Source organism: Pseudarthrobacter sp. H2, assembly GCF_050157045.1.
Lineage (GTDB): Bacteria > Actinomycetota > Actinomycetes > Actinomycetales > Micrococcaceae > Arthrobacter.
On record NZ_CP189594.1, the window covers coordinates 1511086 to 1528477 of the forward strand.

Sequence of the window (17392 nt, forward strand, 5' to 3'; positions counted from 1 at the left end):
TCACCCTAAGTCCTCAATCCCGCGTGTAGCCGATCTGCTCGCTCGTTCACCTCAGCGGCCGCTACCTTTCAGGCAGTGCTAACTCTGTGGGGACATCTCTTGCCGAGCGCCCGGTGTAGTCCAATATTGAGGACCGCACTTATTCCTCGGGCAAGGGGCGAAAAGCGACGTGACCAGACGGAACCAGAGGGCCCGTTGGCCCCCTAATGCCGTCCCGGTCCATGAATCATGGGATCTCTCCCGTAGAGGGTTCCCCAAACGGGACGGAGGCGACGTATCAGACGAGCGACGCCGTCACCAACCGCCGCGCGTCGGCGTATGTCCCTTTCGGGCATCGTCGGGCATTGCCATTTCGGCCCGCAGGCCTAGGAGCCGGATGGGACGGCCCGCTTCGATTCCGGCTGCGAGGTCCAAGGCCCGCGCGAGGATTTCGTTCCGGTCGAATGTCTCGGGAATCTTTCTCGCGTGGGTCGTGGTGAAGAACGGCGCGTACCGAACCTTCAGGGTCAGCCCAACCACGGGCCGTCCTTCGGCCACAACATCCTCAAGGACACGCGCTGTCAGCTCCCTTACGGCGTCGTCCACCTGGGCGGGCTCGGTCAGGTCCCGCTGGAAGGTGGTCTCCCGGCTATGCCCGCGGGCAACCCACGGGGTGTCGTCCACAACGCTGGCGCCGTCCCCGCGTCCGAGCTCCGCGTACCAAGGACCCATCCTGGGGCCGAACTCCGGGACCAGGTCCTGGGGGTCGGACGCGGCGAGCTCGGCGACTGTGCTGATGCCGAGTTTGGCCAGCCGGCCCGACACCTTGGTTCCGACGCCCCACAGGTCCTTGGTGGGCCGACTGCCCATGACGTCGAGCCAGTTCCGGGCAGTGAGACGGAAGACGCCGGCCGGCTTGCCGAAACCGGTGGCGACCTTGGCTCGGACCAGGGTGTCGCCGATGCCCACGCTGCAATGCAGCTGCGTTCGCTCCAGGACAGCGGCCTGCACCTGCCGGGCGTAGGCTTCCGGATTCTCTGTCTCAGTGCCTACAAAGGCTTCATCCCAACCCAGCACCTGCACGGTGGCGCCGGGCAGCGCGCGCAGGGTAGCCATCACCGTTTCAGACGCCGCGAGGTAAGCCTCCTGATCGACGGGCAGGATCACAGCGTCGGGCACTTTCCGGGCCGCAATGCGTAAGGGCATTCCGGAACCCACGCCGAACGCCCTGGCTTCGTAGGATGCGGTCGACACCACAGCTCGTTCCGTGGGGTCGCCCCGACCGCCGACAATGATCGGCTTGCCCGCAAGCTCCGGCCGCCGGAGCACTTCGACCGCCGCGATGAACTGGTCGAGATCGACGTGCAGCACCCACCGGATTCCGTTCACGCCACCAGTCTGCCCTAAACATCCCTGGCAAGCATCGGCACTCCACCGAGCTTGGCCGCTGAGCCTGCCTGCCCGACGCAAACGGCGATACCGGATCTCGGTGGCCCGGACCGTATCGTCGATTGGCGTGAGGGTTTGCGAGTCTCTCTGCGGGCCGGTCCACCGCGCCCACCAGCACGCGACCAACCTTCCCCGCAGCGCGGGAGGACCTGTCGAATTACATGAAACACCTGGACGAGCCCGGTGACCACGCGATCGGAAGGTCCCGCGGCGGGCTGACGACGAAGATCCATCACCTGTGCGACGGCAAGATGCGCCCGCTGGCCACCCTTCTCGGTCCGGGCCAGGGTGGTGATTCCCCAATGATCCCGAACCTTCTCGAAGCTTTGAAGGTCCCCAGACTTGGCGGTGGCAGGGCTCGCTCCCGTCCGGACCGGGCTCTGGCGGACAAGGCGTACTGCTCGAGAGCGAACAGGGAACGGCTACGCCGGCGCGGAATCCAGGCAGTTATCCCCGAACGCTCAGATCAGGAAGCCAACCGCAAACGGCGTGGCAGCAAGGGCGGCAGGCCCGTGGGTCTGGACAAGGATGCCTACAAACGCCGGAACGTCGTCGAGCGGGCCTTAGTGTAATCAACCAATGGCGCGCCGGTCCATTGCCAGGGGCGATCGGCCGGGGTAATTCTCGAAGAATCAAGAAGCACTATGCCTTGTTCGGCAGTCGGAGGCCTCGCGGCCGTCTTTGCACCAGACTTGCTTGCCTAGAACTGGGTAGTGCCGCGCAGCCGGCGGGGGCGGCCGTCCGGGTCCATGACAAGGCGGCTCATCGGATCTGCCCAGAGACGTTGGCGGGGCGACACTGGCTCTGGAGTGTGGTGGCGCACGTGTCCGGCGGGTCGGGGGGAGCGGCGGCCAGTTTCATGCCAGCGGTCGAGAGCGTCTGCGGTGGTGTTCCAAAGTTCGAGCCCGGCCGCCGGGTCGTGGAGCTGGGGATCGTTCTGGTCCAGGCCCAGGTGTTCGGCCCAGAGTTGGCGCCGGAGCCGGTGGGCCAACGGCCGGGAGGTGTCGTGGCCGTTGTCTGTGGCGGGCGCGTCCCGGTTGTCGGCAGTCGTGTCGAATACGGCGCAGGTGAGCTCGCTGTCGGTGGTCCAGGATCGGCGGTTGAAGTTGTCTGAGCCGCAGGTAAACCAGGTGTCGTCGATGATGCAGATTTTGGCGTGGACGTAGATCGGAGTTCCCAAGCGGTTCTCCAGGTCAAACACGCCGACCCTGTCGGGCGCGACGCGGTGCAGCATTCCGATGGCACGCAGTTGCCCGATCCGGCTAGGCGGCCCTGCGAGAGGCCCATCAGAGTCGGGGTAACGGGGCACAACGGCAATCACCCTCAATTTGGGGTTCCGTTCGAGGGCTTCCGCGATGCCGGCTGCGACCTCTGTGGACCACAGGTACTGGTCCTCGATGTAGATCAGCGAGCGGGCGCGGGCGAAGGCTTTCGCGTAGCCGCGGGCGATGCTGCGCTCCCCTTCAGGTGCGAACGGGAACGGGGGTCGTTTCACACCGTAGGTGCGCAGCAGCTGCACGGCATGAGGGCCCGCCGGTGGCGGCGGCGGCGCAGTGGCCGGGAGCGGCTCTGGGTGCCGGGGCATATGGGCCAGACGTTGCAGCAGCATCCGGTAGGGCGTGCGTCGGTCCAAGGGATGGGGATCGTTCCACCGTTCAGCGAACACTGCCAGCACATCTCCCACTACGGGGCCACGCAGTTCGAGGGCGGCATCGTGCCAGGGGGGTCGTTTCCCGTACCGGGAATCCATGGTCACCGCTTGCGGGTCTCCCGCGTGGTCGGCGTCGTCTCGACGGCTGTGGGAAAGGTCGATCCCGCCAACGAACGCGACGTCCCGCGACGGGTTGTCCCGATGGCGGATGACGAAGATTTTTTGGTGATGGGAACCGAACAGGCGTACACGCTGATCCAGCAGCACCTCTCCGCCGGCGTCGTTGACCTGACGACTTAGGAGCTCGTTGGATCGGCCGCTCATCGGGGCCGACACGCGCTCTCCGTGGGATCTCCAGACAAGGCCCCGCACTTCCACTCCCGCGCGGGCCAACCCCGCAAGCACGTCGCCGATCGACGGTCCGTCCGCCAGCAGCCGCTCGTCGGCGTCGCCACGCCAGTCGGTGAACCACACACGGTCTCCCGCACGCAGAGCCGTCAACTCCTCATGCAGTCGGGCGAAGTAGGTCGCTCCATGAATCAGCGGCCGCACTAGATTGCCCTCCGACCAGGACGGCGATCCGGCACCGCCCGCGTGCACGTCTGTGGCCAGATTCCCTCGCTCAGCCCGACTCAGAAACCACGTACCAGCATCACTGTCCACTCAGTCCTTCTTTCGGGCCCGAGGCCAGGCCACTAGTGTCCGGTCTCCAAAGTAGCCTACGACTGTGCTGACTAATGTCAGCGACCGGGTCGTAAGCGCCGGGTATTAGCGGATCACCCGCCCGGTTTTCGGGTCGATCTGCGGGACGTGGACGGCGCCAACAGGGTGGACCGGGCGCAACGCCAGCTGGAGGCGGCCGCGGGCGTTGTTGGCCACGAGGTCGTTGGAATCATCGATGAGCTGCCAGAGCGCCTGCGACCCGGTATCCGGGCCCTGCGCCAGGGACAGCCGGGAGTTGGCGTCGCCGACGACCGGCGCTGCGGAGGGTTGACAGGATTCCATGCCTGACCGATTCGGCAAAAAGGGAACCGGCACCACAAACTTCCAATTAGACGGGCCGCTGCAGGCCAGTTCAGTGGACAAGTGCCAAGCGGGATTCCGCCGATACGTTGCTGGAAGTTCTTCCGTGTAGATCAACCTCTCACATCTCTCTTGTGAGATGTCGACCTAGTTGGAAGCACCCTCCCTAATCGGACGAAACTACGGGGGTGGTTGGAAGTCTTCCAACCAGGTCGCATTTGTGAGTTGACGCATGGCTGGCACCACTGACAACGGCTGACCCCCGGCCGCGGCCCCGACTCTGATCAGCTGTTGACCGTAGGGACGGGGATCCGGACGGCCCTGCCGCTGACCACTATTCCGCCGGCAGCGGGAATGTCCACTGTGAGTAAGCCCGGCCGGCCGATGCGCCGTCCCTGGTGGATCAGGACTCTCGACGGGGGCTCCACCAAGCCCAGGATGCGCAGGTAGGCGCCGACCGCAGCCGCGGCGGCCCCTGTTGCAGGGTCCTCCGTGATGGCGCCCACCGGGAACAGATTCCGGGCTTCGAATTCGCCATCTGCAATACGGTGCAGGACGGTCACCGTTGCGGCCCAGCCCCGTACGTCCATGAGGCGGCGCACCGCCTCCGCATCGAAGCCAAAGGAATCGAAAAGGGTGTGGTCGGCGAAGACCAGCACCGGATGCCAGTTTCCCGAATACGCGATCCGCGGCGGATAGGCCGGATCGAGATCGCCCCGCCCGACGCCGAGCAATCCGAGGAGTTCAGCCAGGACAGCGTCGTCGAATGCGGCCAGCTGTGGCTCAACGGCGGTGAACGATGCGGTGATGTCGGCGCCATCGCCTGATGTTTCGATGACGACGGGGCCGACAGGGGTGTCGAAGGTGAAGGATCCTGCCCCGTCGCGTACGCTCAGCGCAACCGCCAGCGCAATCGTCGCCTGGCCACAGAATGGCACCTCGGCGATCGGCGAGAAGTACCGGACCCGGCTCCGACGCGGGTCCCCGTCGACGCCCCGTTCCGTCACAAAGGCCGTTTCGGCGTACCCGACGGCGGCCGCCACCGCCAGCATCCCGGCATCATCCAGATGGCCGGCATCCAGGACCAGCCCGGCAGGATTCCCGCCATTCGGCGTCGTGGAAAAGGCCGCATAACGGAGGACCTCGGGGGTGTTTTCCATACCCCGATCGTCCCATGTCCAGCCACCGCATCAGCGGCCATCCACTCATCGGGAGGGTCTATCGCCGTGTCCTCTGGATCACCCGGCACCAAAAGGTCGCGTGACCGGCTGGGTTGCGCACCGGGATTCTGCGGATAGGAGGCACGCCCTAGTCCTCCCGGCTTCCTGCCGACATGTCGCCTACGCCGGGTATTCCGTCGGCGAGGGCGTAACGCTGCATCACCGCGCCCTTTGGCGAGGTGACGACCGGCTCGATGAGTCTGAGGTTCGTCGGAACCACCCCGTCTGCGAAGACCTTCTTCCCACTGCCGAGGAGGATTGGGTTGACCCAGAGCGTGAGCCGATCGAAGAGCCGTTCGGCGAACAGGGTCTGCACGAAATCGAGGCTGCCGATGACGTGGATGTTCGCGTGTCGGTCGCGCAGTTCGCGCACGGCGGCGACGACATCAGGACCAAGCAGCGTGGAGTCGGCCCACTCAAGGGTCCGCGCCTGGCGCGAGGCCACGTATTTCGGGAGGCGGTTGAACAGCCGCGCGATGCCCCCGTCCGCGTGCGGCCAGTACGCGGCGAAGATGTCGTAGGTCCGGCGCCCGAGCAGCAGCGCGTCCATCCCCGCCATCCCGGAGTTGACCTGCTCGCCGACGACCTCGTCCAAGAGAAGCGCCTGCCAGCCGCCAAACACGAACCCGCTGTCTGTGTCCTCGTCCGGTCCGCCGGGCGCCTGCGCGACGCCGTCGAGCGTGGTGAACAGGTCGATGTGGATGAGTCCCATGCCGTGCTCCGTCCCGGTCGCCCGTCGTCGCCCCGGCGACGGGATTACTTCGAGGCTGCCACACGACCCTCTGCAAAGCAACCGGCATCAGCGGCTCGACCCGAGCCCACTGCGCATCCGGCAACATCTCAGCACGAGCCATGACAACAGCCGGCTCAGATCACTGGGCAAACGTTGGGAGACACTCGGTCAGACACATTGGAACAGGAAGCATTCCGGGAAGGGGTCGTGGAGGGGCGCCGGCCGGCCCGGATCGTCCGTGTCTGCGGTGGGGAATTGGTGCCAGTCGGTGAAGGAGTGCCATTCGGGGAAGGGGTCGGGGGGCAGTTCCGGTTCGGGATCCGGGCCGGGGTCCGGGCCGGGGTGCCCGGTTGGCGGCGGGTCCGGCGGCAGTTCCGGTCCCGGGTCTGCGGGCGGGCCGGGGTCCGGGCCGGTGTCGGTGGTCAGGATGTGGTGGGGCCAGTGGGGTGGTTCCCAGTCCTGGCGTTCGCTGGGGTAGTGCCGTCTTGACGGGGAGGTCCACCCTGGTGGGTTGTCCTTGCTGGCTCCGGTTGGTTTCCAGGCGGAGTTGTGTTTGAGGCGGTGGTGTCTGGGGCAGGGTTGGCCGAGGTTGGAGATGCCGGTGGTGCCTCCGTCGGCCCAGGCCAGGAGGTGGTCTGCGTCGTTGTCCAGGGAGTGGTTGTTGCAGCCGGGGAAGGGGCATCTGCCGTCGCGGAGGCGCAGCCATTGACGCTGGGCTTTCGTGAGGCGGTAGCTGGTCCGTCCGATTTCCAGCGGGGCGCCGTCGCGGGGGTCTGTCAGGACGCGGTAAAAGGAGTCGGCGCCGTCGGTGATCAGGCGGCGGGCCATGGACGGCGGGATCGGTCCGTACCCGTCCAGGGTGGCTGGTTCGTCGGTGGCGCCCAGGAGGGACAGGACCGGGACGGTGATCAGGACCTGCGCCCTCGGGGACGGGACACCCTCGGCCGTGCACCCGCCGGCGCCGGTTCCGCCGTCGGCCGTTCCGCCGGTGGTGCCGGCGCCGGTGGTGTGGCTGGTGAGGAGCCAGGTGGCGGTGATGTCGGCGCGGAGCTGGGTGAGGGTCCGGGCCTCGTGGGGGCCTTGGAGGGCGCGGGCGGCGGCGGTGGTCCGTTCCCGGATCCCTGTGGCGGTGTCGGCCGGGAGGTAGGCGGAGAGCCAGGCCATGCCGTCCCGGTCCGGGGTGTAGTCGACCCGGCGGTCTTCGGCGCTTTTGGTGTGGCGTTTTTCGATGCTGACCGGGTGGTGGCGTTCCCGCCACGCGCGTGCCTTGGCGCGGAACCGGGACGGGACGAGGTCCCCGGCCTGGCAGCCGCGGGCGGGGTCCGAGGCGTCGGGGTCCAGGAAGTGCGCTTCCAGCGCGGCCGCTCCGGCGGGATCCAGGCTGGTGGTTTCCTCGACGATGATCCGGGCGTGCTGCCAGGAGATCGTCCCGGCCTGAAGGGCCGTCAGGGTCAGCGGCAGCGCCGTGGTCAGTGCCTGGCATTCGGACAGGAGGGCTCCGGCGGTCCGTTCGCTGACGGTCAGGACGCAGGCGACCTCAGCGACCACGGCCATCTCCTGGGCGGTGCGTTCCTGCGGGGACGCCGCCGGTGGCGCCAGGGCCCTGGCCGCCTGCACGTATTCCGTGGCCAGCCTCACCTTCAGCGCCGCGGTCCGGGCTTCCAGCCGGGCCACATCGGCGAGTCCGTCCAGGCAATCATCCGCCAGATCCCGCAGCGGGTCGGCGTTTCCGAGGGGGTCGGCGCCGGGCGGATCCGGGCGGTCCGCGCCGGCGCCGGTGAAGGCGGCAAGCACAGCAGCGGCCGCGGCGACGGCCGCCAGGGCCTCCCTGCTTCCGGCACTCCACGCTGTTCTGCTGTCCACACACTCAGTACATCAGGAGGCACCGACAATATGATGAGCGCGAAACTTCTACTTCTCGTGCTGTCGGCGCACCATCTCGGTGATCCAGATGGGCGCGAACGGAGACGTGCAGTTCGGGGGAGTCGGGTAGTGCTTGAGTACCTCCAGGCGCTCACCGAGGTCGATTGCACGGGCGCGGTGCTCGGCGTGCTCGATCCCGATCTGAGCCAGGCAATGGTTCATCGCCCACTGCAGGCGATCCGGGGCGTCTCTCATCTCCGCCCCGATGACGTCGAGCAGTCCTGCGAGGTCGAGGCCCTCGGGCTTCTTCGCCACGCGTTCGGTGGTCAGCGCCCAGCCGGCACTCGCGACCACCGGATCCGGATCCGCGGACCAGGCCAGGCGCAGCTCTTCGGAGTGCAGGTTTTTCTTCACCACGTAGTTCACGAGCCAGTCGTGCACCTTGGGGGTGCGCGCCGCGCGCAACATGACGTCCAACTCGTCACGCTCGAAGGCCTTCGGGCGGCAGATCAGGATCGCCAGAAGTCTCGCCGCGGTGTCATCCGTCCCCCAGAGCTGGCGCGCGAGTTCCTGCTGCGTCTTCAGCCGCTTCGCGAGCGCGCGCAGTTTGCCGAGGTTCACCCCGTGATCGTCACCGTGCCTGGCGTTCACCTCGCGTGTCTTCGGGTCCTCGAGCGCGGCCAGCCCGGCCATTACCTCGGCCACCGTCGTTTCGGCCACTTCAGCCTCCTGTCCATCATGTGTGAGATTCAGCCTACTGGGAACGCGCGGTCAACCATTTGGTTTGTCCGTGACCAGGCGCGTGGACTGCTGCTGCCTCGGCGTTACGCGGGAGCGGAAGTGGTCCAGCGACCAGCCGTGTTCGACGACGGCGGCGTCGTACCAGAGGCGGGTTTCCGTGTCGCTGAGCTTCTGGATGAGCGCGAGGCGGTGGTAACCGGGCCAACACGAAACCGTGACGGTCCAGCGCGACCAGGCGCATCCGTGTCAGGATCAGTTATGCCCCGCCGCCTGATGCTGCTCGACACTGCGTCGCTGTACTTTCGCGCCTTCTACGGTGTGCCCGATACGATCCGCCGCGCCGACGGCACGCCCGTGAACGCCGTCCGCGGGCTGCTCGACATGATCGCGCGGCTCACCACTGACTACGGCGCGACGCATCTCGTGGCGTGCTGGGACGACGATTGGCGCCCCCAGTGGCGGGTCGACCTCATCCCGAGCTACAAGTCGCATCGGGTCGCCGAGGTGGTAGTAGGTGCCCCTGACGTGGAGGTCGTGCCGGATGCGCTCGAGGCGCAGCTTCCGATGATCCGCCGCGTGCTCGACCTCGCCGGCATCGCCGTCGTGGGGGCTGCCGAACATGAAGCCGACGACGTCGTCGGCACCTTCGCCAGCCACGCAGGGTTTCCGGTCGACGTGGTGACGGGCGACCGGGATCTCTTCCAGGTCGTCGACGACGCCCGCCAGGTGCGGGTGATCTACACCGCGCGCGGCATGAGGAACCTCGAAGTGGTGACCGACGCCGTCGTCGTCGGCAAATACCGCGTGCTGCCGGAGCAGTACGCCGACTATGCGACGCTCCGCGGCGATGCCTCCGACGGGCTGCCGGGTGTCGCCGGCATCGGCGAGAAGACTGCCGCGTCGCTGCTCGGAGAGTACGGCACGCTCGACGGGCTGCTTGCGGCGGCGACGGATGCGGGAAGCGGGCTGTCCGCCTCCGAGCGGGCGAAGCTCGCCGCGGCGGCGGACTACCTCGCGGTCGCGCCCGCCGTAGTGAAGATCGTGCGTAACCTTGAGCTGCCCACGCTCGAGGAGGCGGGCGCGCAGCTGCACCCTGTCGTCGGCGGTGCGCGTGCCGAACTCGAGCGTCTCGCCACAGAGTGGAACCTCGGCGGCTCGGTCAGGCGACTCCTTGAAGCGCTTGACGGGAACGTCGGCTTCCACAATTGAAATGCTTAGGGAACGACAATGTTTGTGAGTTCTGACCGTTGGCCGGTTTCCAAGTCCTCAATAAGAACTAGCGAACTGACCTTGGGGCAGTAGTACTTATGCTCTCTGGAGTTTTTCTCAAGCGGCGTCCAGTCGTAGACCTTGACGCAGTCGGTGTATGTGCCAAATTTCGTGGACACGGTCAAGCCTGTGGCGAGAGTGTCTCGCATATCTTCGGCTTTTCCTACGTAATATTCTTGCCTGTAGGAGTCGCCCACCCGCTGCTCGGCCTTCATCCAAATACCAGCTTTCGCACCATCCTTTCCATGAATAAAGCTGCCTGAATGATTGAGCAAAGTTCCATTTAGAAAGTTATTCACGTCCTCGCCAAAGTACCATACGTCTCCGTTTTTGTGTTGAGCCAGGTAATCTCTGGTTTCCTCGACAAGCTGCCCGTTGTTATACACCTTGTCCAGATAGATGGCCGTCTCAACGCCCTCAATGATCTTTGATTCCTGGAGGATCTCAATCTCGATTCTCTCGGTGATTCCTCGTTGATCCGTACTCTCATAAGTCAACTTCTTGCCTACGGGAAGTGCGAAATGCTTGTTTGTAATCTTCGCGGTGAATTCCGCTGGTTTGATCTGCGGACTGTAGTCGCTTGCGTCATTTCTTGAATTGTTAAAGTACCATAATGCCCCGCCGGCCATTATTATCAATAAAGCGATGATGCCAACGAACATTCTAGTTTTTGAATTCATAACGATTCCCGCCCCTTCCGAATAGGCCTTTTATCGATTGAGGGTAGAACGGTGATTTGAGCCTGTTCCTGCGCGCTTAGTGTCTGACCGGGTGTCCGAGGCTGTTGAGGAGGCGGGTTATGGCGTCCTCGGCGGCTGGTACGGCGCCGAAGACTTCGCGTTGTCGGGTGGTGTCGGCGACGTAGCGGCCGGACTGAAACCAGCCGGCCATCGCTCCCATGTCCTTGACGATGGGGTTGATCGGTCCGAGGACAGTGCCGGCGGCGCGGATGAGTCCGGTGGGGATTGTCCGGACGCGGATCCGTTTGCGGAGGAGCCTGCCGGAGATCTCAGCGACTTCCTGCATGCTGACCGGTCGGTCCCAGCCGATATCTATGCGCTGCCCGTCGATGCCGGGTGTGTCCGTTGCGGCTGCCAGGTAGCCGGCCAGGTCAGGTGTGAGGACGAAGGTCAACGGAATGCGCGGGGACCCGAGCCACGTGAGGCGCCCTTTGCTGAAAGGGTCTCCACCGAAACGGGTGACCTGGTCAAGGAATGCGCCCGGGCGTAGCGCCACGAACGGGACGCCGAGTTCCTCGAGCCGGTCCTCGGCCAGCTTCTTGTGCCAGAAATGCGGAACGTCCGGAGTCTGGTCACAGGTGAGGATGCTCGTCAGCACGAATCTGCGAACGTGGGTGCGTCTGGCGGCTTCGGCGAGGTTGCTGTTGCCTATGGTGTCGATTTGAGGGGTGTCCCCTTTGCTGTGCCGCGTGTAGCCTGCCGCCGTGGTGATCACGCTGTCGGCGCCGTCCATCGCGCGGATCAGCGAGTCAAGGTCCATCATGTCGCCACGGGCGATGGTGGCCCCGGCGGCTTCCAGGCGGGTCGCGTCGGAACCCGGGCGCACCAAGGCACGTACTTGTTTTCCGCGTGACAGCAGCTGGGCCACCACTTGGCTGCCCAGCATGCCGGTGCCGCCCACCACCAGGACGGGTCCATTACCAGTCATCGTCGCCTCCAGTGCAGTCGAACCCGTGGACACCCTGCGTGAAGCAAATCTACTCACCCGGGACGCTGCCGCAAGCCCCGGCCGTGACAGGATGGCTCGGACCGCCACCTGTTAGAGGGGCACTCCCTATTTAACCGGACTCTCACACTTGAACCCCTTCTATATCTCGCGGGGCTCTCCCCGGATGCGAGAGAAGCCAAACCCTCTGGGTATGGTTTCTGGTCGGAGACGATCGGAGTCCAGTCGAGAGCGGCTTCGTTGGGTTTGCTCGCAGTGGGCTCCTACCCCACAAGCCGCAGCGGCCGTTCGCCCAACTGCACCGTGATTTCCTGGCCCCAGGATGCGGTGAGGCGGTCGTCTTCCATGCCGTCGCCGAACACCACGAGCTGGTCGGATGCAACGGTGACACGGAGTGATTCGCCCGCCTCCAGCACACCCTCGGTCAGGGAGGTTCCGGTGATGGGGGACGGCCAGGCCTCGCGGACGAACCACGCGAGCCGGGGGTCCGCCGGTGCCGGCAGGGCGCGTCCTCCGCGTTCCAGGGCGATGGATGCGCACCAGCCGGTGGCGCCCGTGCCCGTGGAGACGATCAGGCCCGAAGAGGAGTGGCGTTCGGCCTGGCCGCCGGGGGCCGTGAGCCGGTATCGGGCCGACTGGTGCGAGGCGTGCCCGATGAAAACCTCGTTGAGTCCCGAGAGTTCCTGTCCGTCGTCGAGCCGTGCCGTCACTGTGGCGAGTTCCTGGCAGCGCAGCCGCTCCTGCCCGGCCAGGGCGACGTCCTGCAGCAGCTTTGCCGCCGCGTCGGGCGTGTGCCGGACCAGGACACCCGGATTCTTTCCCGGCTCGGGATCGATCCCGATGACGGGCTGGCAGTTGAGGTACTTCGCCGCGTTGGCCACGAGCCCGTCCTGGCCGACCACCGCGATGATGTCCTCACGTGTGAGCAGGAAGCGGCTCAGGTCCGTGCGCTCCACCTCGGCGTGACGCCACTCGGCCGGAACCGCGGCGCGGACGGCAACCAGGGCCGCGGTGAGCCGGTCATGGTGCTCCTGTACGTCCTGGAGGGTGCGGCCGCGAGTGCGCAGGAAGAATTCGGCCTGGCCGCGGGTGGCGTGCCGGTCCAGGAGTTCCTGGAGCTCGGTCCGCCGGTGGACGATGACGAGACGGGGGTTTGCCATGACCGGATCCTACTTCCCGACGCTGCCGGCGGTGCCGGCTGCAACACGGGCTGCAGCAGCGTGGACCGTGCCGCCTGCAGGCTCCCGGAACAGCCCGGCAAGTGCCCCGCTGAGCAGGTCCGGGGTGATGGTGAGGTTCCCGATGCTGGGCAATGATGCGGCTGCGTCGCGGAGGGCCAGTGCCAGCAGGGTGGCCTGTTCCATGCCGCTGTAGACCTCCATGGTGGCGGCCTCGCGTGCCGCGGCTGCCTCGCCTACGAGCCGGATCTGGTTCGCTTCGGCGGAGGCGTTGATGCCCTTGCGTTCGGCCGAAGCCTGCGCCGCAATGAGGCCCGCTGCGGCTTTTTCCTCGGCCTGACGCCGCGCGTTGGCGCCTTCCTGGGCGACCAGGTTTTCGCGACGGGTGGCCAGTTCGATCTGGCTCGCCATCTCGTTCTCGGAGATGGTCCGTTCGCGCTCGACGGCGACGGCCCGGCGTTCGTACACGGCCCGGTCGGCTTCGGCCTGGAGCTGTTCCCGGACCGGCGTCTGCAGGGCCCGTTCGACGTCGGACTCCGGCCGGACCGCCAGGACCTGCACCCCAAGGATCTCGATGCCGGTGGAGAGGAGCCGGGTGTCCGCGCGGAGGGCTTCGGTGAGGACGTGTCGGAGCTGGCTGACTCCGCGCTCCAGGGCCTCGGCGAGCGTGGTGGTGGCGATCTGGTCGATGGCGTGGCTCTGGCACAGCTGGCCGATGATGGTGGCCACCTGCTCCTTCCCGGCCGCCTGCGACCCGCCGGCCGGCTGGAGGCCGAAGTCGAGCCGGCTGGACACGGATACCGGGTCGATGAAGCGGTACGTCACGTTGGCCTGGACGCTGACGTCCTGGTGGTCGCGGGTGATGGCGTGGAAGAGCGTGGGCAGTTCCTGGTCATCCACGGGAACCTCGCTGAGCACGGAGTTCGCGGGGCGGTACCAGAAGGCCTGGCCCACGCCCTGGTGCCTGACCCCGCCCTTCTGCAGGTGGACGACATAGCCGGTTGGGCTCCCCAGGAAGTGGCTGATCCAGGGGTAGCGATTGATGCTGGCCATGGGTTTCTCCTAAACCGCTCGATGTTGTCGTCAAGTTGACGATAACTGAACGATAGGGCCGGCTTCGAGTTATTGTCAAGGTGACGATAAATACCTACGATGGGTTCATGCCTGCATCCCATCCGGCGCCCGCGCGCTTCCCGGTGACGGTCGACGTCGTCGCCCTCACCGTGTTCGACGGCGTCCTGAACGTCCTGCTTATCACCCGCCTCATCGAGCCGTTCCGCGGCAGGCTCGCCCTGCCGGGCGGTTTCGTGCTGGCCGGCGAGGACCTGGTGACTGCGGCGGGCCGCGAACTGGCGGAGGAGACCGGCGTCGGGCAGGTCCCTGGCCACCTGGAACAGCTGGGGAGCTACGGTCCGAGGGGGCGGGACCCGCGCGGGGATGTGCTCACGGTGGCCCACCTGCTGCTCGCACCCAACTTTCCCGTCCTGTCCGCCGGGAGCGACGCCGAGCACGCCGCATGGTACCCGGCCGGCCGGGTCCTGGATGGCGGGCTGCAGCTCGCGTTTGACCACGAGCGGATCCTCGGTGACGCCTTGGAGCGGGCGAAGTCAAAGCTCGAATACTCGCCGCTGGGGGCGGCCTTTTGCGGCGATGAGTTCACCGTCGCCCAGCTCCGGGCTGTCTATGAGGCCGTGTGGGGCACGCGCCTGGACCCTCGGAATTTCCACCGCAAGGCCACGGGAACGCCGGGTTTCCTGGAAGACACAGGGCGGATGACGACGGGCGAGGCCGGCCGCCCTGCGGCGCTTTTCCGGCTGGCCGGGGCAGCCCGTCCGGCCGCGGGCCGGCCGACGCGGGCCGTGCTCAACCCGCCGCTCATGCGACCGCGTGACTGACGCCCATGCAATCGTGACTGCCCGCTGGGGAGGTGTGCCGGTCAGCGGACGGTCTTGGCCATAAATCCGGAACGGAAGGCCAGGTAGCCGATCAGCACGAGGTAGATGCCGAAGAGGCCGAGGCTGATGACCCAGGCGGCCGTGGCTGAAAGGCGGCGGTTCACCGGTTTGAAGAGGGCGTACCACGCACCGGCCACGACGATGTCCAGAAGGGCCACGACGAAGATGCAGGATACCTGCCCGTTGACGAATACCCCTACCTCGTCGAGCTCATGGCGAAGCATGTGCTCCGGCGAGGCTACGACTACTCCGACGATTTCACTTTCGGACTTGAGCTCGTCCTGGGCGGTCTGGAAAGAGCACGCGACTCGGAGCAGGCCGGCGCATGAGCATCAAGCCCAACTGTCCGCCTCGTCTTCGCCGCATTAGGATTTGCCGGACTATCCATACCGTTGCCAAATTCACATCGGTATCGTCGGTATCGTCGGTGCAAGATCGGAGTCGGACGCCGGCAGGGTCGGGAAATTTTGTGGCCGCCTTGCCGGAGCGATCTTTATCGAGGAGTATCGCTCACCAGCTCGTAGTGCTCGACCAAGGGAAATGGCTCGTAAAAGCGGTGCAATAGCGCGCGCCACTCCTGATACTGCGGAGATCCTCTGAAACCCACGGTGTGATCCTCCAGACGATCCCATTGCACGAGCAGTAAGTAGGTGTTGGGCGATTCGATTGAACGCGAGAGCGACATCGTGACAAAGCCAGGCATCGACGCAATAATCAATCGAGCCTGATCGAACGCTGCCTCAAAATCTTTTTCCAGGCCGGAAATGACTGGCAGCAGCGCGTGTTCCGTAAGCATTGGCTCAGTGTCGCAGATTCCCATAGAGATTTCCTCGCCCGGGACCTCGGAACCGCAATTTACTCAGGATCTATGAATTTCTCGATACCGCCACGGACCTGAAGACCTGCCCCAACGGCGTCAGGCGTCAGGGTCGTGGCCGAGGATTGTGAGCAGCTCCCGAAGCGGCATCCTTACTTGCTCGTATCCGTGTTGATGGAAAAGCGGGGTCATCTCGTGCGGCGGTCAGGGGGCCGGCCGGGGTGGGAGGTTCTTGGCGGCAGGTCCTTGGATGACGGTGCCGTCGGTGGCGAACCGGGAGCCGTGGCAGGGGCAGTCCCAGGTGGCGTCGGAGGGGTTGAAGCCGACGGTGCAGCCCAGATGGGTGCAGATCGCCGAGACGGCGTGGACCTGCCCGTCCGCGTCTTTGTAGACGGCAGTGCTCTCGCCGTTGACTTTGATGACTGCTCCCTCTCCCGGGGCCAGGGCCGCGTGGCTGGGCCGGCCGCGGAGTTTGCCGGCCAGGATGGCTGCCGCAGTCCTGGTGTTCTCCTTAATGAACCGTCTCGCGCTGGCTGCCGGGGTGATCCGGTTGCTGTTGAACGCCGGGGCCCAGCGGTTCTCCCGGCCGTTGAGGGTGTCGGCGAGAATGAGGGCGGCGGCGGTTCCGTTGGACAGGCCCCATTTGCGCAGGCCGGTGATCACGTATACGTGCTTGGCGGCGGGGGACATGCGCCCGACGTAGGGGAGCCCGTCGAGCGGGATGCCGTCCTGCGTTGACCAGCGGTAGGCGATCTCGCCGACGCCGAGGCGCTCGTGGGCGAAGGCGGCGAGCCTGCGGTACCGCCCGGCGGTGTCGCCGGCCTCGGACACGCGGTGGCCTTCGCCGCCGGTGAGCACGTAACTCGTGCCGCCAACGCTGGCGGTCAGGATGGACCGCAGCGGTTCCTCGGCGCTGATGAACGTGGCGTCCAGCGGCGGGGTGTCCACCCGTCCGGCGACGAGGTAGGAGCGGTGCGGATGGCACCGCACGTAAAACAGGCCCTGGCCGCCGAACGGAACATTCGTGGCGACGATGATGTCACGGGCGCGGACGGTGCCGCTCCCGGTGTCGACCATGCCCGGGGAGCCGTCGCGGATCCGCTGCGCGCGTGTTCCCTCGAAGACGAAACTGCCCCCACCATTGACCGCCTGGGCGATACCCTGCAGGTACTGCACGGTATGGATTTGCGCCTGCCCGTCGAACCGGACCGCGCCCTTGACGGCCAAAGGCAGCGGCACATCGGTGGTGAAGGCGGCGGGAAGGCCGAGCCGTACGGCAAGGGCCGCTTCCTCCCGGACCCGGGCAACGGCGTCGTCGGTTTCGGCGTAGGTGTAGTTGGCGACGCGGCGGAAGCCGCAGTCGATGCCCTCTTCGGCCACCACGTGCGCGATGTGTTCGATCGCGGCCTGGTTGGCCTGCCCGTAGGTGCGGGCGGTGTCGGCGCCGTGGCTGCGTTCAAGTTCGGTGTAGGCGAGGCGGTGCAGGGAGGTGACCTTGCCGGTGGTGTGGCCGGTGACGCCGGTTCCGACACGGGCGGTCTCGATGACCGCGACGGTGCGGCCGGTGCGTTTGAGCGCCAACGCGGTGGTCAGCCCGGCGATGCCAGCCCCGATGACCGCCACGTCGACGTCGATATCCCCGCGCAGGGCGGGATAATCGGTGGTTCCGGCGGTGGCGACCCAGAGGGAGACGGGTTCACCTTCGGGCCGTTCACTGTTCGATGCGGCATTCACTGCGTAACCTCCCGATCACCCGGTAACAGGTGGTGGCTGCGACCAGAAGCCCGAAAGCGATCAGGTCAGGATCGCTCTGCCGATGATGACGTTG

Annotated in this window: 16 protein-coding genes and 1 pseudogene; 3 read left to right on the forward strand and 14 right to left on the reverse strand. The window is 66.2% G+C overall.

Translation table 11 applies throughout. The annotated features are described in order from the left end of the window. Nucleotides 1-294: 294 nt before the first annotated feature. Nucleotides 295-1350: a DNA polymerase IV gene (locus tag ACQCSZ_RS07155; protein ID WP_427008272.1), complete on the reverse strand. Its 1056-nt coding sequence runs from the start codon at nt 1348-1350 to the stop codon at nt 295-297. 175 nt (nt 1351-1525) lie between these two features. On the opposite strand from ACQCSZ_RS07155, the pseudogene ACQCSZ_RS07160 reads away from it, so the two are divergent. Then, nucleotides 1526-1988, forward strand: a pseudogene (locus tag ACQCSZ_RS07160) (transposase); the annotation flags it as partial. A 140-nt stretch (nt 1989-2128) separates the two neighbouring features. Here the strand turns inward: ACQCSZ_RS07160 and ACQCSZ_RS07165 are convergent. From ACQCSZ_RS07165 to ACQCSZ_RS07190, 6 genes are all read right to left on the reverse strand, one after another. After that, entirely contained in the window at nt 2129-3553 is a 1425-nt protein-coding gene (locus ACQCSZ_RS07165) for a phospholipase D family protein (RefSeq protein ID WP_427007343.1), read from the reverse strand. Nucleotides 3554-3847: 294 nt separating this feature from the next. After that, nucleotides 3848-4084, reverse strand: a complete 237-nt coding sequence (locus ACQCSZ_RS07170) for a hypothetical protein (RefSeq protein WP_427007344.1) — start codon at nt 4082-4084, stop codon at nt 3848-3850. Between the two features lie 302 nt (nt 4085-4386). Then, nucleotides 4387-5262, reverse strand: coding sequence for a PhzF family phenazine biosynthesis protein (locus ACQCSZ_RS07175; protein WP_427007345.1), 876 nt, complete (start codon nt 5260-5262; stop codon nt 4387-4389). A 148-nt stretch (nt 5263-5410) separates the two neighbouring features. Continuing rightward, a complete protein-coding gene (locus ACQCSZ_RS07180; RefSeq protein WP_427007346.1) occupies nt 5411-6034 on the reverse strand; it encodes a dihydrofolate reductase family protein in 624 nt (207 codons plus the stop codon). A 189-nt stretch (nt 6035-6223) separates the two neighbouring features. Next, nucleotides 6224-7918, reverse strand: a complete 1695-nt coding sequence (locus ACQCSZ_RS07185; protein WP_427007347.1) for a DUF222 domain-containing protein — start codon at nt 7916-7918, stop codon at nt 6224-6226. A gap of 48 nt (nt 7919-7966) precedes the next feature. Then, nucleotides 7967-8638 carry a DNA alkylation repair protein gene (locus ACQCSZ_RS07190; protein WP_427007348.1) on the reverse strand — a complete coding sequence of 224 codons (672 nt, stop codon included), beginning with the start codon at nt 8636-8638 and terminating at the stop codon, nt 7967-7969. A gap of 279 nt (nt 8639-8917) precedes the next feature. Between ACQCSZ_RS07190 and ACQCSZ_RS07195 the strand changes: the two genes are divergently transcribed. Beyond that, nucleotides 8918-9868, forward strand: a complete 951-nt coding sequence (locus ACQCSZ_RS07195) for a 5'-3' exonuclease (RefSeq protein ID WP_427007349.1) — start codon at nt 8918-8920, stop codon at nt 9866-9868. Nucleotides 9869-9873: 5 nt separating this feature from the next. Here ACQCSZ_RS07195 and ACQCSZ_RS07200 read toward each other — a convergent pair whose 3' ends face one another. The 4 genes from ACQCSZ_RS07200 to ACQCSZ_RS07215 form a co-directional block, all read right to left on the reverse strand. Continuing rightward, the gene (locus tag ACQCSZ_RS07200) at nt 9874-10608 is read right to left on the reverse strand and encodes a hypothetical protein (RefSeq protein WP_427007350.1); all 735 of its coding nucleotides are present in this window, start codon (nt 10606-10608) and stop codon (nt 9874-9876) included. Between the two features lie 76 nt (nt 10609-10684). Next, entirely contained in the window at nt 10685-11596 is a 912-nt protein-coding gene (locus ACQCSZ_RS07205; RefSeq protein ID WP_427007351.1) for an SDR family oxidoreductase, read from the reverse strand. Between the two features lie 281 nt (nt 11597-11877). Continuing rightward, nucleotides 11878-12774 (reverse strand): hypothetical protein, encoded by an 897-nt coding sequence (locus tag ACQCSZ_RS07210; protein WP_427007352.1) that lies wholly within the window; start codon nt 12772-12774, stop codon nt 11878-11880. Between the two features lie 9 nt (nt 12775-12783). Beyond that, the gene (locus tag ACQCSZ_RS07215; RefSeq protein WP_427007353.1) at nt 12784-13845 is read right to left on the reverse strand and encodes an SPFH domain-containing protein; all 1062 of its coding nucleotides are present in this window, start codon (nt 13843-13845) and stop codon (nt 12784-12786) included. 107 nt (nt 13846-13952) lie between these two features. Between ACQCSZ_RS07215 and ACQCSZ_RS07220 the strand changes: the two genes are divergently transcribed. Next, nucleotides 13953-14687, forward strand: a complete 735-nt coding sequence (locus ACQCSZ_RS07220) for an NUDIX hydrolase (RefSeq protein ID WP_427007354.1) — start codon at nt 13953-13955, stop codon at nt 14685-14687. Between the two features lie 41 nt (nt 14688-14728). Here ACQCSZ_RS07220 and ACQCSZ_RS07225 read toward each other — a convergent pair whose 3' ends face one another. The 3 genes from ACQCSZ_RS07225 to ACQCSZ_RS07235 form a co-directional block, all read right to left on the reverse strand. Continuing rightward, nucleotides 14729-14971 (reverse strand): hypothetical protein, encoded by a 243-nt coding sequence (locus ACQCSZ_RS07225; protein ID WP_427007355.1) that lies wholly within the window; start codon nt 14969-14971, stop codon nt 14729-14731. Nucleotides 14972-15240: 269 nt separating this feature from the next. Beyond that, nucleotides 15241-15543: an antibiotic biosynthesis monooxygenase family protein gene (locus ACQCSZ_RS07230; protein ID WP_427007356.1), complete on the reverse strand. Its 303-nt coding sequence runs from the start codon at nt 15541-15543 to the stop codon at nt 15241-15243. Between the two features lie 225 nt (nt 15544-15768). Further along, nucleotides 15769-17298, reverse strand: coding sequence for an FAD-dependent oxidoreductase (locus ACQCSZ_RS07235; RefSeq protein WP_427007357.1), 1530 nt, complete (start codon nt 17296-17298; stop codon nt 15769-15771). Nucleotides 17299-17392 lie beyond the last annotated feature (94 nt).